The 23,723-nt window shown below is 59.1% G+C and carries 19 protein-coding genes; 9 read left to right on the forward strand and 10 right to left on the reverse strand.

Features of this window, described 5'->3' with window-relative positions; genetic code table 11:
* The first annotated feature begins 2 nt into the window (after positions 1 to 2).
* The 4 genes from PH605_RS17800 (at position 3) to amyA (ending at position 5,765) form a co-directional block, all read left to right on the forward strand.
* Positions 3 to 812, forward strand: a complete 810-nt coding sequence (locus PH605_RS17800) for a putative hydro-lyase (RefSeq protein WP_080857581.1) — start codon at positions 3 to 5, stop codon at positions 810 to 812.
* A 7-nt stretch (positions 813 to 819) separates the two neighbouring features.
* A complete protein-coding gene (locus PH605_RS17805; protein ID WP_142845605.1) occupies positions 820 to 2,436 on the forward strand; it encodes a 5-oxoprolinase/urea amidolyase family protein in 1,617 nt (538 codons plus the stop codon).
* On the forward strand, positions 2,433 to 4,166 hold the full coding sequence (locus tag PH605_RS17810) for an acetyl/propionyl/methylcrotonyl-CoA carboxylase subunit alpha (RefSeq protein WP_142845583.1): 1,734 nt from the start codon (positions 2,433 to 2,435) through the stop codon (positions 4,164 to 4,166). Before PH605_RS17805 ends, PH605_RS17810 begins: the two co-directional genes overlap by 4 nt.
* 111 nt (positions 4,167 to 4,277) lie before the next feature.
* On the forward strand, positions 4,278 to 5,765 hold the full coding sequence (gene amyA, locus PH605_RS17815) for an alpha-amylase (RefSeq protein ID WP_142845584.1): 1,488 nt from the start codon (positions 4,278 to 4,280) through the stop codon (positions 5,763 to 5,765).
* A gap of 30 nt (positions 5,766 to 5,795) precedes the next feature.
* Here amyA and soxR read toward each other — a convergent pair whose 3' ends face one another.
* Both soxR and PH605_RS17825 read right to left on the reverse strand, forming a co-directional pair.
* Positions 5,796 to 6,251 (reverse strand): redox-sensitive transcriptional activator SoxR, encoded by a 456-nt coding sequence (gene soxR / locus PH605_RS17820; RefSeq protein ID WP_003519761.1) that lies wholly within the window; start codon positions 6,249 to 6,251, stop codon positions 5,796 to 5,798.
* A 160-nt stretch (positions 6,252 to 6,411) separates the two neighbouring features.
* On the reverse strand, positions 6,412 to 8,520 hold the full coding sequence (locus PH605_RS17825) for a TonB-dependent receptor plug domain-containing protein (RefSeq protein ID WP_142845585.1): 2,109 nt from the start codon (positions 8,518 to 8,520) through the stop codon (positions 6,412 to 6,414).
* A gap of 147 nt (positions 8,521 to 8,667) precedes the next feature.
* Between PH605_RS17825 and PH605_RS17830 the strand changes: the two genes are divergently transcribed.
* On the forward strand, positions 8,668 to 10,137 hold the full coding sequence (locus tag PH605_RS17830; protein WP_142845586.1) for a glycosyl transferase family protein: 1,470 nt from the start codon (positions 8,668 to 8,670) through the stop codon (positions 10,135 to 10,137).
* 7 nt (positions 10,138 to 10,144) lie between these two features.
* Here the strand turns inward: PH605_RS17830 and PH605_RS17835 are convergent, their stop codons facing one another.
* The 6 genes from PH605_RS17835 to repA all read right to left on the reverse strand — a co-directional run bounded on the left by PH605_RS17835 (position 10,145) and on the right by repA (position 16,106).
* A complete protein-coding gene (locus PH605_RS17835) occupies positions 10,145 to 11,344 on the reverse strand; it encodes a low temperature requirement protein A (protein ID WP_142845587.1) in 1,200 nt (399 codons plus the stop codon).
* Positions 11,345 to 11,390: 46 nt separating this feature from the next.
* Positions 11,391 to 11,675, reverse strand: coding sequence for a hypothetical protein (locus PH605_RS17840; protein WP_142845588.1), 285 nt, complete (start codon positions 11,673 to 11,675; stop codon positions 11,391 to 11,393).
* A 68-nt stretch (positions 11,676 to 11,743) separates the two neighbouring features.
* Positions 11,744 to 11,956 carry a hypothetical protein gene (locus PH605_RS17845; protein WP_065656707.1) on the reverse strand — a complete coding sequence of 71 codons (213 nt, stop codon included), beginning with the start codon at positions 11,954 to 11,956 and terminating at the stop codon, positions 11,744 to 11,746.
* A 462-nt stretch (positions 11,957 to 12,418) separates the two neighbouring features.
* Positions 12,419 to 13,696 (reverse strand): plasmid replication protein RepC, encoded by a 1,278-nt coding sequence (repC, locus tag PH605_RS17850; protein WP_142845589.1) that lies wholly within the window; start codon positions 13,694 to 13,696, stop codon positions 12,419 to 12,421.
* A gap of 185 nt (positions 13,697 to 13,881) precedes the next feature.
* A complete protein-coding gene (gene repB / locus PH605_RS17855; protein ID WP_142845590.1) occupies positions 13,882 to 14,895 on the reverse strand; it encodes a plasmid partitioning protein RepB in 1,014 nt (337 codons plus the stop codon).
* Complete coding sequence (gene repA / locus PH605_RS17860) at positions 14,892 to 16,106, reverse strand: plasmid partitioning protein RepA (protein ID WP_026363408.1); 1,215 nt, start codon at positions 16,104 to 16,106, stop codon at positions 14,892 to 14,894. Before repA ends, repB begins: the two co-directional genes overlap by 4 nt.
* 434 nt (positions 16,107 to 16,540) lie before the next feature.
* On the opposite strand from repA, the gene PH605_RS17865 reads away from it, so the two are divergent.
* The 4 genes from PH605_RS17865 to PH605_RS17880 all read left to right on the forward strand — a co-directional run bounded on the left by PH605_RS17865 (position 16,541) and on the right by PH605_RS17880 (position 21,353).
* Positions 16,541 to 17,926 carry an FAD/NAD(P)-binding protein gene (locus PH605_RS17865; protein ID WP_125146754.1) on the forward strand — a complete coding sequence of 462 codons (1,386 nt, stop codon included), beginning with the start codon at positions 16,541 to 16,543 and terminating at the stop codon, positions 17,924 to 17,926.
* A gap of 361 nt (positions 17,927 to 18,287) precedes the next feature.
* Positions 18,288 to 18,683: a RidA family protein gene (locus PH605_RS17870; protein WP_059758295.1), complete on the forward strand. Its 396-nt coding sequence runs from the start codon at positions 18,288 to 18,290 to the stop codon at positions 18,681 to 18,683.
* A gap of 31 nt (positions 18,684 to 18,714) precedes the next feature.
* Positions 18,715 to 19,803 carry a D-TA family PLP-dependent enzyme gene (locus tag PH605_RS17875; protein ID WP_142845606.1) on the forward strand — a complete coding sequence of 363 codons (1,089 nt, stop codon included), beginning with the start codon at positions 18,715 to 18,717 and terminating at the stop codon, positions 19,801 to 19,803.
* A gap of 71 nt (positions 19,804 to 19,874) precedes the next feature.
* Positions 19,875 to 21,353 carry a M81 family metallopeptidase gene (locus tag PH605_RS17880; RefSeq protein ID WP_142845591.1) on the forward strand — a complete coding sequence of 493 codons (1,479 nt, stop codon included), beginning with the start codon at positions 19,875 to 19,877 and terminating at the stop codon, positions 21,351 to 21,353.
* Positions 21,354 to 21,411: 58 nt separating this feature from the next.
* On the opposite strand, the gene PH605_RS17885 is transcribed toward PH605_RS17880, so the two are convergent.
* A complete protein-coding gene (locus tag PH605_RS17885; RefSeq protein WP_142845592.1) occupies positions 21,412 to 21,981 on the reverse strand; it encodes a HutD/Ves family protein in 570 nt (189 codons plus the stop codon).
* Between the two features lie 62 nt (positions 21,982 to 22,043).
* Positions 22,044 to 23,717: a urocanate hydratase gene (gene hutU, locus PH605_RS17890; RefSeq protein ID WP_142845593.1), complete on the reverse strand. Its 1,674-nt coding sequence runs from the start codon at positions 23,715 to 23,717 to the stop codon at positions 22,044 to 22,046.
* Positions 23,718 to 23,723: the final 6 nt, after the last annotated feature.

A 23,723-nucleotide genomic window follows, 5' to 3' on the forward strand; every position in this document is an offset into this window, starting at 1 on the left:
CGATGACGATACCGACATCCTATCTCAACCACACCAACGCGGACGCCGCACGAAAGGCCCGTGCGACCTATCGCGACGGCCTCGTCGCCCCAACTTCCGGCATTGCACCCGGCTTCACGCAGGCGAACATGATCGTGCTGCCGCGCGACTGGGCCTTCGATTTCCTGCTTTACGCGCAGCGCAATCCCAAACCCTGCCCGGTGCTGGACGTGTCCGATCCCGGTTCGCCCACCACGCTGCTCGCGCCCGGCGCAGATCTGAGAACCGACCTGCCGCTCTACCGCATCTGGCGGGACGGCAAGCTCGTCGAGGAAACAGCGGATGCAACCGCCGCCTGGGCGGAGCGTGACGATCTCGTCGCCTTCCTGATCGGCTGCAGCTTCACCTTCGAAACGCCGATGGTGGAAGCGGGCATCGAAATCCGCCATATGACCGACAAGAGCAATGTGCCGATGTATCTCACCAACCGACCCTGCCGCCCGGCCGGTCGGCTGAAGGGCAATATGGTCGTTTCCATGCGGCCGATCCCGGCCTCGCGGGTCGCCGATGCTGCGACCATTTCGGGACGTTTTCCGGCCGTACACGGGTCGCCCGTGCATGTCGGCGCACCGGAAGAGATCGGCATCACCGATCTTGCAAAGCCTGATTTCGGCGATGCGGTGCGGATCGAGCCGGGCGAAGTTCCGGTGTTCTGGGCCTGCGGCGTCACACCCCAGGCCGCCGTGATGGCGTCGGGCGTACCCTTTGCGATCACCCATGCGCCGGGGCACATGTTCATCACCGACATTCCCGATTCAGCCTATCACGCGTGAGGACATGATGCGTTTTCTCCCCGTCAGCCTCACCACCATTCTTGTCGAACTTGCCGATCTCGATGAAACGCTGGCGCTTTTCGCCTCACTTCAGAACAATCCGGTCGAAGGTATCGAAGAGACCGTGCCGGCTGCCCGCACCCTGATGATCCGCTTTCGCCCTGAGAAGATCGGTGCCGAAGCGCTGGTCGCGCGACTGGCAAGCCGCGATCTCTCGGCAAAAATCGCGCCTTCGGACAATCTCGTGGAAATCCCCGTCCACTATAATGGTGAGGACCTTGCCGATGTTGCCGAACTGACCGGCATGAGCATCGAAGAGGTCATCCGCCGCCACACCGAAAGCGAATTCACTGTGGCCTTTTGCGGGTTCGCTCCCGGCTTCGGTTATCTGGTCGGCGGCGATCCGGCGCTGCATGTGCCACGCCGGCAAAGCCCGCGCACCCGCATTCCGGCAGGTTCGGTGGCGCTGGCCGGCGCCTTCAGCGGCGTCTACCCGCAAAACAGCCCCGGCGGCTGGCAGATCATCGGCACCACGCCGGTGAAGATGTGGGATATAGACCGCGATCCCGGCGCGCTTTTCCAGCCGGGTTACCGCGTGCGTTTCTTCGACATGGACAAGGCCGGCAAAACGGTCGACATCCCCGTCTCGGAACCGCGCAGCGCCGGGAAAGACCAGGCAAAAGCAGGCCCGCATTTCGAGGTGCTCGCAGCCCCCATGCCCGCCATCTTTCAGGATCTCGGCCGCTTCGGCCAGACCGGACAGGGCGTTTCGGCCTCCGGCGCACTGGATCGTGGCGCGTTCAATGCCGCAAACCGCATCGTTGGTAACCCCGTCAACACGCCCTGTCTCGAACTGACGCTCGGTGGATTTTCCTTTAAAAGCACGAGCCGCGCCGTCATCGGCATTGCAGGCGCCCCCTGCCCCGTCACCATCACCACGGCAGATCGCAGCTTCGCGGCAAAGACCCATGGCCCGGTGCCGCTCGAACCCGGTGATGTGGTCACTTTCGGCCAGCCGCCAAAGGGCATGCGCTGTTATCTTGCGGTGCGCGGCGGCTTCGATGTCGAGCCGGTGCTCGGCAGTTTCGCAACGGATACGCTGGCTGTCGTCGGCCCAGAGCCGGTGGGTACAGGCGCCATCCTTTCCCTCAAAGGCGAAAAGACCGGCCTTTCCAGCGTATCGATCGACGAGGTTCCGGCCTTCGAAGCGCCGGCAATGGGCGAGGTCGTCACGCTGGACGTCGTTCTCGGCCCCCGCACCGACTGGTTCACGCAGAAGGGCGTCGAGACGCTGACCGGCCAGCTCTGGCAGGTCACGCCGCAATCGAACCGCGTTGGCATCCGCCTTGCCGGCGACGTGCCGGTGGAGCGCAAGGACAGCGCCGAATTGCCGAGCGAAGGCACGGCGACAGGGGCGATCCAGATTCCCCATAGCGGCCAGCCGGTTCTCTTCCTTGCCGACCATCCGCTAACCGGCGGTTATCCCGTCATCGGCGCGGTCGCCGAATATCATCTCGATCTTGCGGGACAAATCCCCGTCAACGCCAAAATCAAATTCCACCCAATCGGCCCCTTCGCCGAAATCGCGGCCAAGAACACAGAATTCCGAGGAGAAGAGCGATGAAAAAAGTGCTGATTGCCAATCGCGGCGAGATCGCGGTCCGCATCATCCGCGCATGTCGCGATTACGGCGTGCAATCGGTCGCCGTTTATGCCGATCCCGATCAGGATGCGCTCTTCGCCCGGCTGGCGGATGAGGCCTATGCGCTGGAGGGCGTGCGTCTCGCCGAGACCTATCTCGATATCGCCAAGCTGATTGCGATTGCCCAACGCGCCGGTGCGGATGCCATTCATCCCGGTTACGGTTTCCTGTCCGAACGCGCCGAATTTGCGCGTGCCGTTCTCGATGCCGGCCTCATCTGGATCGGCCCCGACCCGCATGTCATCGAGGCACTGGGCGACAAGGTAGAGGCACGGCGCATTGCCACCGGCGTCGGCGCACCGCTGGTCGCCGGCAGTGACGGCCCGGTTTCTTCCGCTGCCGAAGTCACGGCCTTCGCCGAAGAACACGGCCTGCCCGTCGCCGTCAAGGCGGCCCATGGCGGCGGCGGTCGCGGTCTGAAGGTTGCGTGGAAGATGGAAGAGATCGCCGATCTCTACGAATCCGCCGTGCGCGAGGCAACGGCCGCCTTTGGCCGCGGCGAGTGTTTCCTTGAGCGCTTCCTCGACCGGCCGCGCCATATCGAGGCGCAGGTTCTGGCCGACAAGCATGGCAATGTGCTCATCCTTGGCACCCGCGATTGTTCGTTGCAGCGCCGGAACCAGAAGCTGATCGAAGAGGCTCCTGCCCCGTTCCTCTCCGCCGAACAGCGGCAGAAAATCCATGCGGCTGCAAAAGCTATCTGCGCCGCTGCAGGTTATTCCGGCGCCGGCACCGTCGAATTCCTGCTCGGCGTCGATGGCACGATTTCCTTCCTCGAGGTCAATACGCGCCTGCAGGTGGAACATCCCGTTACCGAAGAAACCACCGGTATCGATCTCGTCATCGAACAGTTCCGTATCGCCGAAGGCCATAAGCTGCGGGTCCTCGAAACGCCGGAACCGCGTGGACATTCGATGGAATTCCGCATCAATGCCGAAGACCCCGGCCGGGGCTTCCTGCCGACCCCCGGGTCGATCTCGGTTTTCGACGCCCCTTCCGGTCCCGGCATTCGCGTGGATAGTGGCGTCGTCAGCGGCTCCAGCGTGCCGGGTGTGTTCGACTCGCTGATGGCGAAGCTGATCGTCACGGGTGCCGACCGCGATCAGGTTCTGCGCCGCGCCCGCCGCGCGCTCAAAGAATTCCGTATCGAAGGCATCGCCACGGTGCTGCCCTTCCATCGGGCCGCAATCGAAACCGAAGACTTCATCGGCACGGACGGTTTCAAGGTTCACACCCGCTGGATCGAGACCGATTTCGCCGCCATGCCGGATGCCATGGAGCGCCCGGCACCGGCCGACGACCCTTCCGTCACCCGCACTTTTCTGGAAATCGACGGCAAGCGTGTATCGGTCGGTCTGCCCAGCCTGCTGCTCTCCAGCCTCGGTGCGGTTAGCGGCGGCGGCGCGATTGTTCACGGCACCGCCGGCCCCAAGGAAAAGGAGGGCGAAATCACCGCCCCGGTTTCCGGCACCCTGCAGTCCTTCAAGGTAAAAGACGGTGATGCGGTGTCGCAAGGCGATCTTCTGGCCGTCATGGAAGCCATGAAGATGGAGACGCAGATTATCGCCACCAAGGCCGGCAAAGTTCGCCTCATTGTCAAGGAAGGCGACTATCTGCAGGCGGGCGCAGCCCTTCTCGAGATAGCCGGCTAATATACGGACAGGCCACCGGCCTCACAATTGCAGATCGCGCATGGCTGGCGGCGGAACCCTTTCGCCGCCGGGCCGTTTATGGCGCGACCTGCTAACGACTGTGAGGGAAATATGGCCGGACGCACCTTGCTTCAGTTCTTCCATTGGTATTATCCGGACGGAGGGAAATTATGGAGCGAGGTGGCCGAAAAGGCGACAAGCCTTGCCAAAATGGGCATCACCGATATCTGGCTGCCACCCGCCTATAAGGGTGCTGCGGGCGGTTATTCGGTCGGTTACGATACCTACGATCTCTTCGACCTCGGTGAATTCGACCAGAAGGGCACCGTCGCCACCAAATATGGCGATCGCGCCGCCCTCGAACATGCGGGCCGGACGCTGAAGGAAAACGGCATCCGCGTCATTCATGACGTGGTTCTCAATCACAAGATGGGTGCGGATGAAAAGGAAAAGGTACGGGTTCGCCGCGTCAATCCCGAAGACCGTACCGAAATCGACGATGAAGACTTTCAGGCGCTGGCCTTTACCCGCTTCACCTTTCCCGGCCGCAACGGCAAACACTCCAAATTCATCTGGGATTTGAAGTGCTTCAGCGGTGTCGATCATATCGAAGAGCCGACCGAAGACGGCATTTTCCGCCTCGTCAATGAGTATGGCGATGGGGAATGGAATGAGGAAGTCGATCAGGAAAACGGCAATTTCGATTATCTGATGGGTGCCGATGTCGAGTTCAGGAACCGGGCGGTTTACGAAGAGCTCAAATATTGGGGCCGCTGGCTCTCCGAGCAGGTGCAGGTCGATGGCTTCCGCCTCGATGCCGCCAAACATATTCCGGCCTGGTTCTTCCGCGACTGGGTCGGCCATATGCGCGAAACGGTCGATCCCGATCTTTTCGTCGTGGCGGAATATTGGCACCCCGATCTCGAGGCGTTGAAAAGCTATCTGGAACTCGTCGACAAGCAGCTGATGCTTTTCGATGTCGCCCTTCACCACAGCTTCCACGATGCCTCGAAACAGGGCGGCGATTTCGATATGCGCAGCATCTTCGATGGTTCGCTTGTTTCCGCCGTTCCCGACCATGCCGTCACGCTGGTCGACAATCACGACACGCAGCCGCTGCAATCGCTGGAAGCGCCGGTGGAGCCCTGGTTCAAGCCTCTTGCCTATGCGATCATCCTGCTGCGCGAAGAGGGTGTGCCCTGCGTCTTTTATCCCGATCTGTTCGGCACGAGCTATACCGACACCGGCAATGACGGCAACGAGTATAAAATCGATATGCCCGCCATTGAATGCCTGCCGAAACTCATCGAGGCCCGCAGCCGTTTCGCCAACGGAGCCCAGACGGATATTCTCGACGATGCAAGCTGCATCGCCTTTATTCGCCACGGCGCCGCCGATGCGCCGGGCTGCGTGGTGGTGATGTCGAATGGCGAGCCGGCGGAAAAGCAGATCGATCTCGGTCCCGATCACGCCGGGGCGGTCTGGCATGACTTTCTCGGGCACCGTGAAGAACGGATTACCCTCGATGAGAGTGGCAAGGGCGTCTTTCCCACCAATGGCGGCAGCGTCAGCGTCTGGGTTGCCACCGATTCCGAGTGAGAAACAAGCTTTCCGGTTCGGAAATCCCGTTCATTCCGCAGAAACGAGGCGGCGCGGACCTGCGCCGTCATCGGCCAGAACATCGTTCGGATTGCGCAACGGACAATCATCCAGCGAAAGACACCCGCAACCGATACAGCCGGTCAGCTGATCGCGCAGCATGATAAGGCTGTTGATGCGAAGCTGCAGCATTTCCCGCCAGGATTGGGAAAACCTGCGCCAATCGGCCGTCGTTGCCACCCGATCCTGCGGCAGATCGGCCATCGCATCCCTGATGATGCTGAGCTGTATACCCGCCCGCTGCGCGATGCGGATGATGGCGATACGCCGCAGGACGGCGCGATGATAACGACGCTGGTTACCGGCGGTTCGCCAACCTTCAATCAGCCCCTTCGCCTCGTAAAAATGGATGGTGGACACGGCGATGCCGCTGCGGCGGGCAACCTCCCCAACCGTCAGGCTGTGCTTGAATACGGTATTTTCCATTCTGGCTCCTGCTTCCGTAACGATTTCCGCTCGGAAAACGCGGAAACATAGTAAAGAGCAGCCGGTATAATTCCTCAACCATAGTTGAGGTCAATAGGCGATAGCCCAAAAAAAAGAGGCGCCCAAAGGCGCCTTCAAATTTCGTGAATGTGGCCACGGATCAGAACTTCGCTGTCATGCTGATCCAGAAACGGCGGCCTTCCATGACGGTGTTGAAATCGTCGGTGCCGACATCCTTGTCGAAGACATTGTAAATGGCGGCATTGAGGTCGACATTTTCGGCAACCGCATATTTCGCGCCGATATCGAGGGTCGTGTAGGCGTCATATTTACGCCCGGCCTTGCCGTTGATCGTCACAGGCGTGCCGTTGGTGCCGATGCGCGGGCCGGCATTGATTTCCGACCCGTGGTAGTTCAGCGAGGCCCAGGCTTCCAGACCGTCGATTGGGGTCACCCAGTCGCCGCGCAGATTGGCCATATGTTCCGGCGTGCGCGCCAGCGGGAAACCTTCATAATCGCCGGTTTTCTGTTCGGAATGGGTATAAGTATAGTTGCCGCGCAGCGTCAGGTCCGGCGTCGCATACCATGTCGCCGTCAGTTCCACACCCTGAACGACCGCATCGTCGATGTTGTAATTGTACCAGAGACGATAGTTGCGGTCTTCGCTCCAGCGGGCAGGCGTTCCATCCGGATTGAGCACCAGCGCATTGGAAATCTTGTCCTTGAAATCGGTATAGAAATAGGTGGCGCCGAGAGCGACGTCGCCATTGTCCCAAAGCGCAGCCACTTCATAGCTCGTGCTCTTTTCCGCTTCGAGGTTGGGATCGCCGATGATCACGCCGCAGGTGCCGCTCGGGCCATAGGTGCAACCGCCACCACCCGTCGTATAGGCGTAACCCGGTGCGATCTGGCGGATTTCCGGGGCACGGAAACCGGTAGAGATGCCGCCCTTGATGGTCAGTTCCTCGGTCGCGCTCCAGACGCCATAAAGGCGCGGGCTGAAATGATTGCCGTATTTCTCGTGATTATCGAGACGAAGACCGCCCGTCAGCGCGAAATTATCGACAATGCGCCATTCATCCTCAAGGAAGAGCGCCCATTGCGTCGCCGAAAATGTCTCATCGCGGCCGGTGCGGCGTCCCGGGTTCTGGTCGGTCAGCCGCGCCTCGAAATATTGTCCGCCCGTGACCAGCGTGTGGTTTCCAAACAATTCGAACGGCGTCGTGAACTTGCCATCGAGAACGGTGTTGCGCACTTCCGGCGAGCGCGGGTTTTCTGTCACGCGGCCGGTGCGGATATTTCTGGTGAAGTTGGTACGCTCCGCCCATTCCTGCTGGAACGAAAATTCGGATGTGGTCGGCCCCCAGCGGCCGGTATGCGACAATGACCAATGGTCGCGCGTATTGGTATTGTAGGTGCCGTTGGCGTCGGTTGCCGCCAGCGTGTCGCCGGGCTCGGCGCTGCGGCGCAGCCGCGTCTTGCCGCCTTCGAGATAGATGTCGTGATCTTCGTTCGGCGTAAACGTCAGACGACCGTTGAAATCATATTCCTTGGCGCCCGTGGTGCCGCTCAGAATACGGTCTTCGCCGCGTGTGAAACCCCTGCCCCAGAGCTGCAGACCGAGCTGGTCCTTCAGGATCGGTCCGTTAGCGTACCAGGAGACCTGGCCGCTATTGCCGAATTTGGAATGCTGCTGAACCGTTCCTTCGGTGGTGACGGAACCTGACCAGACATCGCCGACCTTGCGGGTGATGATGTTGATGACACCGCCCATGGCATCCGAACCGTAAAGCGAGGACATCGGCCCGCGCACCACTTCAATACGCTCGATCGCCGAAACCGGCGGCACGAAACTCTGTTCGAAACCGGAATTGCCGTTGGTGCGGGCATCGCGCGTGCTCTGCCGCTTGCCGTCAACCAGAACCAGCGTGTAAGCACCGGGCAGACCGCGAATGAAAATATCCTTTTCATTGGCAATGCCGGTAACGGATACGCCCTGAACTTCTCGCAGGGCATCGGTCAGATCGCGATAGGACCCCTTTTCCAGATCTTCCCGCGTCACAACCGTGATGCTGGCCGGAGCGTCCTTCACATTCTGCTCGAAACCGGATGCGGTGACGACGATCTGCTGAAGAACCGTGTTCCCCTCAGACGCCTGCTGCGCAAAAACGGGCAGAGCAATGCTAAGGGCCGTTCCCGCCATTGCTGCCGAAAGACCGGCCTTTATTATCGTCGCGGACTTTTCGCGGCCGCGGTACTTCAATTCCATGTTATGCCCCCGCATTTAACTTGAGAATTTAACCCCACTTATTTAGGAGGGAGTGCGGGCGCAACGCGTTTGTTTTCGAACAGTTCTAAATTCCAGAAATTGCAAAAAGGGCTCCCCGGACAAGCGGCGGAGTAAAAAAATCGCAAGATGACAACCGGCAAGAGAAAAGATGAACCAGCTTCCACGACAAGGCCAGACAGGCTTGGGCAGCTGAAACTACTTGTCGCTTTCGATGCGTTGTTGCGGGAAGGCAGCGTCAGCCGCGCGGCGGCGGGCATGGGACTGCCGACATCTTCCATGAGCCGCATCTTGCAGCAGCTGCGCGAAAGATACGACGACCAGCTTTTTCTGCGCACCGGTCAGGGCCTGCGCCCCACCCCCTTTGCCGAAAACATGCGGCTGCGCATTCGTTCGCTGGCGGCGGAGGCCGAGAACCTTATCGACTATTCGCAGGAAAAACCCGCCGCCCCGGCCAACGCCAGTGCAAGCGGCTGGGAGCAGCCCGTGCTGATGAAGGCGCCGCCGCTTTCGCTTCGCCCCAGCGTTCTTCTGGAAGGTCAGCCGACACCGGAAAACATCGCCGACCGTCTTGCGCGCATCGGCCACAATGCCGATCCGCAGCAGAGGCTTGCCAAATATATCGCAACCTGCGCGATGGGCATCGGAAACAGCCGCCCGCTCAGCCAGGTGGAAGCGATGGACGCGCTCTCTATCATTCTCGATGGCGATGCCGACCCGATACAGATTGGCGCGCTGCTTGCCACCATGAATTATCGCGGAGTGACCGCGGCGGAGCTTGCCGGTTTCATCGAAGCCATGTGGCGACATATAGAGAGGGACCAGCAAGCTCCTGCATCGGCGGATCTCGACTGGCCCGCTTATATGTCGCCGAAACATCGCGATGCGCCGTGGTTCCTCCATTCCGCGCGTCTTGTCGCCATGGCGGGATACAGCGTCCTGCTGCACGGGCATGTGGGGCAGGGAGAAAACGGCGGCAAGCTTGAACTTGCAGCACAGGCCTGCGGCATTCCCCTTTGCCACTCGCTTTCGCAGGCGGCGAAAGCCACAGCCTCGGAACGCATCGCCTACCTGCCGATCGGTGGTCTGTCCCAGCAGTTTCAAAGCCTGCTCGGCCTGTACGGCCTTCTGGAGATGCGCCTGCCGCTCAACACGGTCGTGCATCTTCTCAATCCGCTTCGCGCCAGAAGCACGATCATCGGCGTCGCCCGCCCGTCCTATCAGGAACTTCATCGGGACACCGCGCGACTGCTTTCGGTGGAAAACCTCTCCATTCTCGGCAATACGCGGGATTTTGCGCAATTCACGCCGTTTCGCAGCACCCGGATTTTCGGTCTTTCAAAGGGCAGGGATGTGGAATTCATCGTTCCCGCACGCGAAACGCCGCCCGCCGAAATGCCGACCATGTTCACAACCTTCGAATATTGGCGGGCGGTCTGGACGGGCGCCGCAAGGGACGAAAGGGCAGAAACCATTATCATCTCGACGGCAGCCATCGCGCTGATGCTGGTCAACGATATGGCTCTGCCCTTTGAGGAAGCCTATGCCCGCAGCCTTCGGCTCTGGAACGACAGGGCGCGCAATCTCGTCAACGCCTGATCAGCGATCAGGCATTGGCGACGGCCCTTTTCAGCGCCAGATATTCCCAAAGGGCGACAAGCAGAAGAATTGCCGTGCTCACCAGTTGCAGCACGAAAAGCGGAATACCCGGCACCGGCAAAAGCAGGCAGAGCGCCGCCACGCCGGCAAAATGCGAAACCGGTCGCTGATAGGCGACGGCGATCTTGACGCCGATATTGCCGGCCAGAAACAGAACCGGACCGCCGAGAATGGCGAGCGCCTCGCGCATCGTTGCGCCATCCCGCGCATGGGAGAGGCTGAAATCCTCACCCACCGCCGTCAGGATGATACCGGCCACGATGGGCAAATGCCCGTAGTTAAAAAGATTATGGGCGATCTTCGCCTTTTCTTCGGCATTCTCCGCTTTTCTCGACGCCTCCTCCTGCCCGTGATGGAAATAAATCCACCACATCGCCACGGTACTGACGAAAGCGGAGCAGAAGACGATGAATGTCAGGCCCGAATTCATATATTCGGTGGCCGTGCGTCCCGTGGTCAGGATCGTTTCGCCAAGGCAGATGATGACGAAGAGCGCACATCGCTCCGCCAGATGCTCGCCGGAAAGATGCAGCCTGTCCTCGTCGCTCGAGGCTACGCCCGGCACGACATAACGGCAGGCGGGGCCGGCATATTCAATTGCAAGTGCGATGCCCCACAGGAGAATGCGATCCGTCAGATCGACGAGCCCACCCGCCAGCCAGAACAGGCTCGATACCACGAGCCAGATCGTCACGCGCACGAAGACCAGATAAGACTGCCGGTCTTCACCCCTGAACGCATAGAGGGCGAACAGGCTTCGACCGACTTGCATCACGCTGTAGATCAGGGCGAAGACGAGGCCCTGTTCCGAAAAAGCCTCCGGCAGCGCGATGGCCAGCAGAACGCCGCCGAACATCAGCACGAACAGCAGGATCCTGACTGGCTCCTTTTCCGTGTTCAGCAGGTTTGTGATCCAGGTGGTGTGTATCCATAGCCACCAGAGCGACAATATCAGGATGCCAGCCTCAAGCGCAGCCGTCGGCCCAAAATCCTTGGCCAGAGCGTGGGAGAGTTGGATCAGCGCGAAAACAAAAACCAGATCGAAGAACAGTTCGGGGAAGCTGGCCTTGCCGGCGTCCTGGCCCTCCTGCCTTATCCAGCTTTCCGCATCCGCTTTGCGTCGTTGAAGCTCACCCCTGGTTCTCATTCCACCTCCGCCGCAAGATTTCGACCGGTCTTCTCACCACGCCCCCTCACCGTTGCGATAAAGCCTCTTCGCTCCCCGATACAACGGGGTTCGACCTTCGGCCGGGAAACTCCAGCGCCCGCGCATTGTCGGGATAAAAGCGCGGCCCAACCAGACGGACTTTCTTCCCAGAGACGTCGGTAATGTAGTTCGGGGTCACAGCCTTGGGCGAAAGTGGAATGCTGTCGGCGCTGGAAACCGCAAGCGTGCTGACCTCGAGAGGCTGGGCAATTGCAGGCAGGCTCGTCATCGCGGTGAGTGCGGCTGAGAGAATAAATGATCTGGGAAACATGGGGCGCATATCCTGGCACAGTTAGTTGCGCCATAAACAGCCCTCGCCCGCTTTGGTTCCGCCGCTCGTCAGCGATCCCCATCAAGGTAGGAGCTATATTGAACATAGTCGGCGCTCGGTTGCCCACCGACAATCTCCGGCGGTCGACCTTCACCACCGGGCAGATGGCCAGTGTTTTCGAGCTCCGCTCTCAGGAGCTTTTCGATAGCCCTTTCCCGCGGCAAGGCGTTATCCGCCATGTAGAGGGCGACGGCCAGTTCCATGTCATCCGGAAAATTCATCAGCTCAGCCATCCGTTCAAGCAATCAAGCCCAAACGCAGGACCTTGCAGAAAGTTCAACTTCGCCGCCCTCGGCGCGGGGCTTTGTCAATCCCCCGTCCAGTCACTTCCGATGGGGCCATATCCCGGTTTTGTGGCGCTCGGGCATGGACTTCCATTCAGTACCCAACACGTGTTTTGCCACGTGCTTCTTGCATACAGATTGCACTTTTCCGCTCTTCTCGTCGCCATTTCGACAAAAAACAGCCTCGACTCAAGCGATTGAAACCAATCAGGGAAAAACGCAAACGAAAGCTAAATAGAACTTAGTTTTCATTACTTTGCATTAACCATAGAAATCCACCGGCTGCACTGTTGCTACAGCACCCTCATGCGAATCTCTTTCTACTTGCGGAAACTGCGTTAATGTAACTTCCGTCTGCTTTTTCCGCAAGCGATGACCATTTCCCGCGGCCGTGAGAACTCACGAAAGCATGTTCGCCTCCTTGGTTTCCTTACGCCCTCGCAACTGCGCCAGAAGCATTGTCTGCACATCGAAGCCGCCTTCCTGCGCCTTACGGGTCAGATTACGCAGATATCCGCCGAGCGAGCTTATCTGGTCCGCTTTCTGCAAAAGGCATGCGAGAATGGCTGCCGTTCCCTGTCGGCCGAATGTGAGCAGCGCATCCTGATACGCCGACTGGCTGATGTTGAACATGGTTTTGATGACGGATGTCGCCACTTCGAGATCGCGCCATCCGGTAACCGCTCCGCCTGGGGCATAGAGCGAGATATCCGGGCAAGCCTTCAAAACCAAAACAATATCAGGAACAAAAAATTGCTTATGAAGAACAGGCTTTGCTGACTGCGGCGAAGCTTTTGTACTGACGGGCGCCACATATGCGGGCTGGGTGCTTGCCGTGCTGGCGGGTGCAACGGTTGCCGGTTCGCACAAATCTTGCCGTTCAGATATGGATTCGGATTCTGAATTCTTTATGAGGCGCTCATTTTGGCAGTCATTGCCGCCCGTTTTTTCCGATTTTTCAATATTTTCCAGATAGTTGGTCACTTCCGCGCGCAAAGAGGCCAAAAATCCGGCGATTTCCCGAAGCTCCGCAGGCTTGGAATTGCGGCCGAGAGAGCGGGCAATGGCATTGTAGCGGGTCTGAAACCCTTCGAAGGTTTCGACTTCACCGCTCGCGGCAATCATCTCGCAGAGTTTCTGGATATCGCGGCGGCAAAGGCTGATATTTTCACGAAGCCGCTGAAGATCGAGCCGCTCGCTGACGATGCGTTCGGCCAGTTCCTCGATTTCCGCTTTGCGGGCAAGAAGCGGCGCCAGCGAAAAACCGTAAGCCTCGCTGATTTCCCCTCCCCTGTGCTTGCGGGCGTATCGTTTTCCGTTCGGGCTGTCCTTGCGAATGATAAGACCGGCCTCGACAAGAGCCGAGAGATGCCGCCGCAACGTCTGCTCGGCCATGCCATGGGCCCTGAGTGACAATTGCGTATTCGACGGGAAGACGACCAATCCGGCTTCGCTGGAAAGCTCGTTTTTCGGATAAAAACTCAAAAGCGCGTTCAGAACCGCGAGCGAGCGATCAGTCACGCGGAGCAATGGCCTGGCTTCGCAGACCGAACGATAGAGTTTCCATTTATCGACCGCTTCGATTTTCTTGTTTTTCTGCGCGGCAAACTGGGTTGCGAGGACGCCAAACGACATCGCTCGCCGCCCAAAGGGCGTCGTTACACATGTGCTGTCCATGTCTTTCACCTTTCACAAGGCAAAAGAAAATCGCTCACCGAAAAATTCGATGCCAAGACTCTTGACTATGATTCGCGGAAATGAGATTCTTCGGGTGCTTAAATCAAAGAAAGGCTTCCGCGCGGCAACGTTCGGGGGCTTTTTTCTTTTGTGATGCGTCTCCTGTTAGTCGTTCGAGTTAAAAATCACTGCTTGGACCGGTATTCGGCAAACAGCGTCTGAAGATGTTCGAGAACGAACTCGGCAAATTCCGGGGCTTCGTTCTTGTCGATGGAGATATCCAGCTTGCGGTCGCTTTCGACCACCTTTGCCAGTCGACCGCCGGTTTGCGATGACCAGACGCCGGTTTTTTTCGCCTGCGCCTTGGGCTTCAGAAAATCCAGAAGCGACTTGAAACGTTCTTCCGATGGCAGGGCGGCAACCGATGCGTCCTTGACATAGGCGCGGGCTGCTTCCTTGACCTGAGAGGAGGAAAGCTGATCGGCAAGATCCATCCAGTTACGACGGCCGACAGTCGGGGCCGGGCCAATCAGATCGACCAAATCTTCGGGAATGCGGCCGACAACCGAAAGCATGTTGGAAAGATCGCCCTTGTGCAGCGACATGGCGGCCATGATCGTATCGCGAGGAAACCGCATTTGCAGTTTCTGGGCAAAACGCGCCTTTTCGATATAGGTGAGGTCGCGACGCTCGTTGTTTTCCTGTCCCTGGGCAACGACAAGCTGCTCGTCGCTGAGATCACGAACGACCGCCTTGACCGGAATACCGAGGCTGGAAACGGCGCGCAGGCGACGATGGCCGAAGGCGACCTGATAACGGCCGGGGAATTCGGGATGCGGGCGCACCAGAATGGGAACCTGCTGGCCCTGTTCACGAATGGCCTCGACCAGACCCGCATCCGCCTCTTCCGAGGCTGGCATGCGATCCGGTATGAAAGAGGGATCGATATCGGCAGGGTTGAGCGAAACGATCGTAAGACCTTCGGCGAGCTGCTTTTCGATCTCTTCTGCGCGCTTGGCGCGTTCCGATACTTCGTTGAGCGACTGGCCGATCATGCCGACCGGGGAATTTAGAACATCCGTCACGAGTTCCGGAGAACCGAGGATGGGCCGGATACGCGGACGCGACCGCTCGGTGGCAGCCTCGTTGCTGTCTGCGCCCGGTGTACCGAGATTGGCGAAAATCTGTTTTCTGCTCATGCTGCCCTACCCCACGCTTTTTTTATCAGTCCTTCGATTTCAGCGTTTACGTTGTTCATGGCTTCCAGCGCGCGGTCATAGGTGGACCGGGTGAACTGGGTTCTTTCCACTTCAAAAAGTGTCTGGTTGGTCAGTCCGGCATCCGAGACGGCCGTGCTCTTCAGCATCGGGTGGATGAGGACGTTTTCACCGAAAATCGAGCGCAGGAACGCGACCATCTGGTTTTGCGGCCCATCGCTCGGTTCAAAACGGGTGATCAGGTAACGCATCCAGTTGTAGTCGGAACGCGCGCCCGCCCTGCCGATTTCAGCGAGAAGATCGCCGGTCATGGCAAGGAACTGGTTCATTGACATCACATCGAGCATTTGCGGATGAACGGTGACGAGAACCGATGTGGCAGCCGTCAGCGCCGAAAGTGTCAGATAACCGAGCTGCGGCGGGCAATCGATGACTACAACGTCATAGAAGTTCTGCGCCTGGGCTATTGCCTGGCCGATGCGGGCAAAAAACAAGGTATCTCCCGGTGCGCGACGCATCAGGGCGCGGGGCGTGTCGTGTTCGAATTCCATAAGCTCCAGGTTGCCCGGAACGATATGGAGATTTGGAATATAGGTGCCACGAACGATCTCGGCGATCGGCCGGCGTTCGTCGTCGTAACGGATCGCGCCATAAAGCGTTTCATTCGGACCGACATCAATCTCCGGCTGATGACCGAAGAGAGCGGACAGACTGGCCTGCGGATCGAGATCGATGGCAAGTACCCGGTAACCGCGCAGCGCCAGATATTGCGCCAGATGCGCAGATGTCGTGGTTTTGCCCGAACCGCCCTTGAAGTTCATGACCGCAATGACCTGCAACTCTTCACCGTCACGGCGATGCGGCAGATAGCGGCGTGTGCCACGCGCGCCCTGATCGAGGAATTTTCTGATCTCGTCCATATCCTCGACGGAATAGGAACGACGGCCGGAAGCCTGCGCCGCATCGAGCTCCGGACGCTCGGCGGCGATCTGGCGAAGATAGGCTTCGCCGATGCCGATCAACCGTGCGGTTTCCGCCGGTGAAAAATGGCGCATGCTCTTTTCGGTGTGCGGTGAAAATGTATTTGCATTATGAGCCTGCAATTGGGCTGACAACGCAGCCGAATGCTGTTGTATAAGACTCGTCAGGTCGGGTGCTCCTGCGGCACGTCTTAAATCGGCACTCTGTGTCATCGGTCTTCTTTCGCTCGAAATTGCAGTAGCGGTTTTTTTCGAAAAAGGCGGTTTTTTCCGCAACTGAGATATAAGCGCCGATTCTCTTTTTGGCGCAATAGGCTTTTTTCTCAGGTTGGAAAGTGCCGCTAAAGCATTGTGGAAGAATCACATTTGCTTTTTGTGACCGTTTGACGGTTAGCCGCGGCTAACTTCTCGTTGTTGATCATAAAGAAGGGCATTGTCGCGTCGTTTGGTGCCCGAATATCCGCCCCCGTGCGGAAGTTTGCCGCGGCTTACTTTTGGGTTTGATCTTCTATGCCTCCGATAATCCCGGCGCCAGAAAGTGAAGGGTGGACATTCGCATCTGTTTAATCTCTACTCGTTGACTAGAGTATCGTTGGGTTCGGCACCGGTCGTCTGGCTGTTCAAGCTGTCGCAGGTTGGAGGAATGAATGTCCTATGATGTCGCTCTCGTCGGGTCGGGTTTTTCGGCAATCTGTACCGCTGCCCATCTTCTATCGTCACTGCCCGCGGAAGCCTCTATCGCTATCGTCGGCGATGAGTCGGATTTCGGGCGCGGCACCGCCTATCGCACGGAGCTGCCCTATCATCGTCTGAATGTGCCGGCCGGGCGAATGAGTGTCTTCCCTGACAAGCCTGATGACTTTGTCGACTGGTTGGCGGAAAACGGGATCGCGGACAATCCCCTGCTGTTCGCCTCGCGCGGTGACTATGGTCTTTATCTTCGCGACAGGCTAGCTGGCCTACTTAGAAGCAGGGAGCAACGAGCCCGGGTGGACTTCGTTCGGGCCAGGGCTTCGGCCTGTCGGCCGGATGGCACAGGCGGATTTTCTTTTACGCTGGAAAATGGTGAGCAGCTGCGCGCGCAGAATGTCGTTCTGTGCCTGGGTGTCGGCGCGGCGAGTTTGCCGGTGCAAACTGTCGCAAGGGAAGAAGAGGGCCCGCAACGTGTCATCGGCCACTGCTGGCAGCCGGGATGGTTGTCCAAAATTAGAGCCGGAGATCGCATTTGTATTCTGGGGTCGGGCCTGACGATGATCGATCAGGTTTTGACTCTGAGGGGAAAAGGACATCAAGGGCCAATCCATGTTCTGTCCCGCCGTGGTCTGGTGCCGCATCCGCATGTCAGCCCACCGTCACCGCCCGTGGAGCCGAATTTACCCGAAGGCTCGACGGAGATTAGCTGGTTGCTGCACTCTCTGCGCAAGCAGGTGCGCGATGGGGCGCCGTGGCGCACCGTCATGGATGGCTTGCGGCCGCAAACCCAATCGCTTTGGCAACGTCTTACACCTCCGCAGCGCAGCCGGTTTCTTCGGCATGCCTTGCCGTGGTGGAACATCCATCGGCACCGTATCGCGCCTGAAGTGTCTGGCGCTTTCGGGAAGTTGCTTTCAGATGGTGTTCTTGAAATTCATGCGGGTTACCTTCGCTCCATAAAAGAAGGGGAGGAGGGGATCGCCGTGCGTTACCGCCGCAGGCATACGCAGATATTGAAGGAACTGCAGGTCGATTGGGTCATCAATTGCACGGGAATGGAGCGGGCCGGCATCGGCCATTCGCGGCTTCTTGAAACGATGCGCGGCGATGGCGTTATTTTACTCGATCCCTTCGGGCTCGGTGTAGAAGTCGATGGCCAGTCCCGTTTGCTTCGGACGGACGGACGAAGCTGGCCTGGTCTTTTCGCCGCGGGTGCGCTGACGGCGGGCCGCTTCTGGGAAATTACCGCCGTTCCGGATATTCGTGTGCAGGCGCAGAAGATCGCGCAAGAGATCACGGACAGAGTGACAGCGAGCGATCGGCTTTCCGCACGGGGGTGAGCTGGTTGAAGGGCCGGCCGCAGCCAGACGTGCCTAGTACCTCTCCTAAGAGGTTAGCCGCGGCAAACTTGTTCTCTGAATAATGTGCTGGAAATTCCATCGATGCCGAATTGGCGAGTGGAACGCAGCGCGAATGCCGATGGGAACCGCAAGATAAGCGCGCTGTTCTTACTTGAATCATGGCATATATCGACCATAAGCCGTACATTTCCCTGTAATCAACAGCAGAAAGCGTTGCGGCGGATTTCGCTCGTAATGTGCCGGATTGCTAAATAATTTACATTGCTTATGGAAATGTGCCATAAAATCGGCTACAAATCGCGAAAATTTCTGAAATTATGAAAATAATTTGCGAGGACTTATGCAAAAGCCGAAACTGATACGATATGAGGCGGCGGACAATCAGGCTGGTGGACAGCGGCGACCATTTGCCAAGGCCGTCCGGGCCGGCGATTTCGTTTATGTTTCCGGGCAGGTGCCGACCGTCGATGGCGAGGTCGTGACCGGCGGAATCGTGGCGCAGACCGAGCAGGTGGTTGCGAATATCAAGGATGTTCTGGCGCTTGCCGATTGTACGCTTGCGGATGTGGTCAAGGTCAATGTCTGGCTGGACGATGCCCGGGATTTTTCGAGCTTTAACGCTGTCTTCCAGAAATATTTCATCGATCATCCGCCGGCACGCTCCACCGTGCAATCTCCGCTGATGGTCGATGCCAAGGTGGAAATGGACGTTATCGCTTATAAGCCGCTGGCCTGAAGCCCAATTTGCCGATGTTTGAGAGTAGATGATGACCTATCCCTGGCCTGATGCAGGCACACCCCTCAATGCGATTTCGACGCCGATGCCTGTCATCGACGAGGACAGGCTCGCCGCCAATATCCTCAGGGCGCAATCTTATCTGGATGACCACGGCAAGGCCTTTCGGCCGCATATCAAGACGCACAAGATACCCGCCGTCGCAAAGCAGCAGCTTCAGGCCGGCGCCATCGGCATTAATTGCCAGAAAGTCAGTGAGGCGGAGGTTTTTGCGGATGCCGGTTTTGATGACATTCTGATTACCTATAATATTCTCGGTGCAGCAAAGCTGTCGCGGCTGAAGGCGCTGAATGCGCGCATCGGCCGGTTGAGCGTGGTTGCCGATAGCGTGGTCACGATTGCCGGCCTTGCCGATACATTCGATGCGGCAAGGCCGCTTGCCGTACTGGTCGAATGCGACACGGGCGGCAAGCGCTGTGGTGTGCAGACGCCGGAAGCGGCACTGGCGCTTGCGGAAAAGATCGCGGCGGCACCGGGCCTCACATTCAAGGGCATTTTGACCTATCCGGCACCGGGCGGAGCAGCGACGGTGGAGAACTTCCTTCGCGAGACCATGGCATTGCTGGCGGCAAAGGGCATGGATTGCCCGGTGCGATCCAGCGGCGGTTCTCCGGATTTTTACGCCGCCCATCTCGTTCCTTCCGCCACCGAACATCGGGCCGGCACCTATGTCTATAATGATCGCGCCATGCTGCGCGCCGGACATTGCACGGCGGGCGATCTCGCCATGCATGTTCTTGCCACCGTCGTATCGCGACCGACAGCCGATCGGGCTGTGCTGGATTGCGGCTCCAAGGCCCTGACCTCGGATCTTCTGGGTTTCAGCGATTACGGGCTGCTCGAAGGCTATGACGGTGCGAAAATCATCTCGCTTTCGGAAGAACATGCGGTCGTCGATCTATCCGGCTGCGCCTCGGGCCGGCCTGAAATCGGCGATGTGGTCAAGGTCGTTCCGAACCACACCTGCGTTGTCAGCAATCTTTTCGACAGGATGGTTTTCCATCGAAACGGTGTCGTGACGCGGGTTGAGCAGGTCGCGGCGCGCGGTACAGTCTGGTAAAATTACCCGGCTAATTAAATCCTGAAATAAAGCTGCCGAAGGGCAGATTGCGGTAACGAGAATCTAGAGACATGCGCATCTTCACGGCGTCACTCGCCACCGAAACCAACACGTTTTCACCTGTCCCGACGGATATGGACGCCTTTCGCGCGGCTTTTTATGCCGGGCCGGGGGAACATCCCGAAACGCCGACGCTCTGCTCGTCGCCAGTGCCGATCTTGCGCCGTCGTGGTAAGGCGGAAGGGTTCACGGTAATAGAGGGAACTTCCTGCTGGGCGGAACCGGCGGGCCTCATCCAGCGCCAGACCTATGAAACGCTGCGGGATACGATTCTCACAGAACTCAGCGCCGCAATGCCGATCGATGCGGTGGTGCTCGGTCTGCACGGCGCCATGGTGGCACAGGGTTATGATGATCCGGAAGGGGATTTCCTGTCGCGCGTCCGCGCATTGGTCGGACCGGATGTGCTGGTTGCGGCGGAATTCGATCCGCACAGCCATCTGACGCCGCTTCGGGTCAAAAATCTCGATATAATGGCGACGTTTCTGGAGTTTCCACATACGGATTTCGAAGAGCGCGGCGAGCATGTAGTGGAAATGGCGCTGCGCACGCTTCGGGGGGAGATCAAGCCGGTCATCTCCACTTTCGATTGCCGCATGATCACCATTTATCCCACCAGCCGCGAGCCGATGCGCTCTTACGTCGACCGACTGAAGGCGATGGAAGGCAGGGATGGCATCCTGTCGATCTCCGTCATTCACGGTTTTATGGCGGGCGATGTGCCGGATATGGGAACGCGCATCGTTGTCGTGACCGATAATGACAGGGCAAAGGGCGATGCGCTGGCCGAAAAGCTCGGCCATGAGCTTTATGCCATGCGAAAACTGACCGCCATGCCGATGCTGGATACGGAATCGGGTCTCGACCAGGTTCTTGCCATTCGCAGCAACAATCCGGACAGGCCGGTCGTCGTATCGGATATCTGGGACAATCCGGGCGGCGGCGTCGCCGGTGACGCGACCCATATTCTGCGGCGCATGGTGGAGCGCGGCATGGACAATATTGCCGTCGCGACGATCTGGGACCCGATTGCGGTGTCTTTCTGTCACGCGGCGGGCGAGGGGGCCGAGATCGATCTGCGCATAGGCGGCAAATCCAGCCCTCAAGGCGGCGAGCCGCTTGATTTCCGCATAAAGGTGATGCGCAAGGCCGAGGCCGGTTGGCAGAGTTTCCGCAACAGCCGCGTCACGCTCGGCCGTGCCGCCGTCGTTCGGCCGCTCGGTACGCAGATCGATATCATCCTCATCACCAGCCGCACGCAAACTTATGAGCCGGATATCTTTTCCAACCTCGGCGTCGATTTCGCGAAAAAAGACGTGCTGCTGGTCAAGTCGACCAACCATTTCCATGCGGGGTTTGCGCCGGTCGCCTCCGAGATCGTTTATATCGCGGCCCCGACGTCTTATCCGACAGATCCGGCGAAAACGCCCTATCGCAAGGCGAGCCTTGAGCTTTGGCCACGGGTGGCCGATCCGCTGGGCCTGGACTGAGGCGGAAGCGGTTTAAGCATTATCCGGACGGAACTTGTGAAGCCTTTTCCGGAAGGCTTCAGAGACGCTCGAGGGTGATCAGGAAAAACGCGCTTTCGCTTCGATCTCCTTCGACGGTGAACGGTAAACCGCCTTCGATCAGCAGACCATCCAGCTTTCCCAATCGGTTCTCGCCTTCACCGGTTAAAACCGCCAGCGGGTCGAGCGCCAGAACAAGCGTCGTGTTTCCGGCGGCTTTTCCCGAAAACGGGCCGGAATGCCTTTTAACGACATGACGAAAGCGCGAGCGGCGGGTCATGACGTTCAGATCGGTGATCGCGCCATCGGGCAGGGTCGCATTCACGGGAACATCGGCGGGAAAGGGCAGGGGTGGGCTTTCCATTGTCAGCAGCAGCGGATCGCCCGCCGCAATTGCCAGCGCCATGCCGTTTCCCTCAAGAATGGAGAGGGTGCGGTCTATGCCGGGGAAGATCGAAAACGGCCCGTCGCTCGCCACCGTCGCCATGCTGATGCGCCAGTCGAAATTCTCGACGGAAGACGTCGGTGGAAAGATGGCGATTTCCACCGTCTCGCCGCCGCCGTTTTTCCAGGGCATTCGCTTGTAATCGCTTGCGCGCAGCAGGGTCATGGTTTTCCACTTTTGAGAGGGATCGGCCGGAAAAGGTGTTTCTCTTTCCGGCCGAAAGAGGATCAATTGCCGAGAATGCCGGGCAGGCGCAGGCCCTGTTCCTTGGCGCATTCCACGGCGATGTCGTAACCGGCATCGGCATGGCGCATGACGCCGGTTGCCGGGTCATTCCACAGCACGCGCTCCAGCCGGCGAGCGGCATCGTCGGTGCCATCGGCGCAGATGACCATGCCGGAATGCTGCGAGAAGCCCATGCCGACGCCGCCGCCGTGGTGCAACGACACCCAGGTCGCGCCGGATGCGGTGTTGAGCAGCGCGTTCAGGAGCGGCCAGTCGGAAACGGCGTCCGAGCCATCCTTCATGGCCTCGGTCTCGCGGTTGGGCGAGGCGACGGAGCCGGAATCCAGATGGTCGCGTCCGATGACGATCGGCGCCTTCAGCTCACCGTTCTTGACCATTTCGTTGAAGGCGAGGCCGAGACGGTGGCGGTCGCCAAGGCCGACCCAGCAAATGCGCGCCGGCAGGCCCTGAAACGCGATGCGCTCGCGCGCCATGTCCAGCCAGTTGTGCAGGTGCTTGTTGTCTGGCAGCAGTTCCTTCACCTTGGCGTCGGTCTTGTAGATGTCTTCCGGATCGCCGGAAAGGGCCGCCCAGCGGAACGGGCCGATACCGCGGCAAAACAGCGGGCGGATATAGGCCGGCACGAAGCCCGGAAAGGCGAAGGCGTTTTCGAGGCCCTCATCCTTGGCGACCTGGCGGATATTGTTGCCGTAATCGAGCGTCGGAACGCCGGCGTTCCAGAAATCGACCATAGCCTGCACATGCACCTTCATCGAGGCGCGGGCGGCAGCCGCAACCGCTTTCGGGTCGCTTTCCTGCTTGGCGCGCCATTCGGCAACGGTCCATCCGGCCGGAAGGTACCCATGGACGGGATCGTGCGCCGAGGTCTGGTCGGTAACGATATCGGGACGAACGCCGCGACGGACGAGTTCCGGGAAGATTTCCGCAGCATTGCCGATCAGGCCGACGGATTTCGCCTCGCCCGCCTTGGTCCATTGGTCGATCAGGGCCAGCGCCTCATCGAGCGTATGCGCCTTCGCATCGACATAACGGGTGCGCAGGCGGAAATCGACGCGGGTTTCATCGCATTCGACGGCGAGGCAGCAGGCGCCGGCCATGACGGCGGCGAGCGGCTGCGCGCCACCCATGCCGCCGAGACCGCCAGTCAGGATCCACTTGCCCTTCAGGTTGCCTTCATAATGCTGGCGGCCGGCCTCGACGAAGGTTTCATAGGTACCCTGCACGATGCCCTGCGTACCGATGTAGATCCACGAACCGGCCGTCATCTGGCCGTACATGGCAAGGCCCTTCTTATCCAGCTCGTTGAAGTGATCCCAGTTCGCCCAGTGTGGCACGAGGTTGGAGTTGGCGATCAGGACGCGCGGCGCATCCTTATGGGTGCGGAACACGCCGACCGGCTTGCCGGACTGCACGATGAGGGTTTCATCCTCGTTCAGGTCCTTCAGCGTCGCGACGATGCGGTCGAAATCGTCCCAGGTGCGGGCGGCGCGGCCGATGCCGCCATAAACCACCAGCTCATGCGGACGCTCGGCCACGTCAGGGTCGAGATTGTTCATCAGCATGCGCAGCGGCGCTTCCGTCATCCAGCTTTTGGCATTGAGGTCAGTGCCCTGCGGCGAGCGGACATCGCGAATATTGTGGCGTGGATTGTTCATGTGCTT

The sequence above is a fragment of the Agrobacterium sp. CFBP 3001 genome (assembly GCF_027871605.1).
Lineage (GTDB): Bacteria > Pseudomonadota > Alphaproteobacteria > Rhizobiales > Rhizobiaceae > Agrobacterium > Agrobacterium leguminum.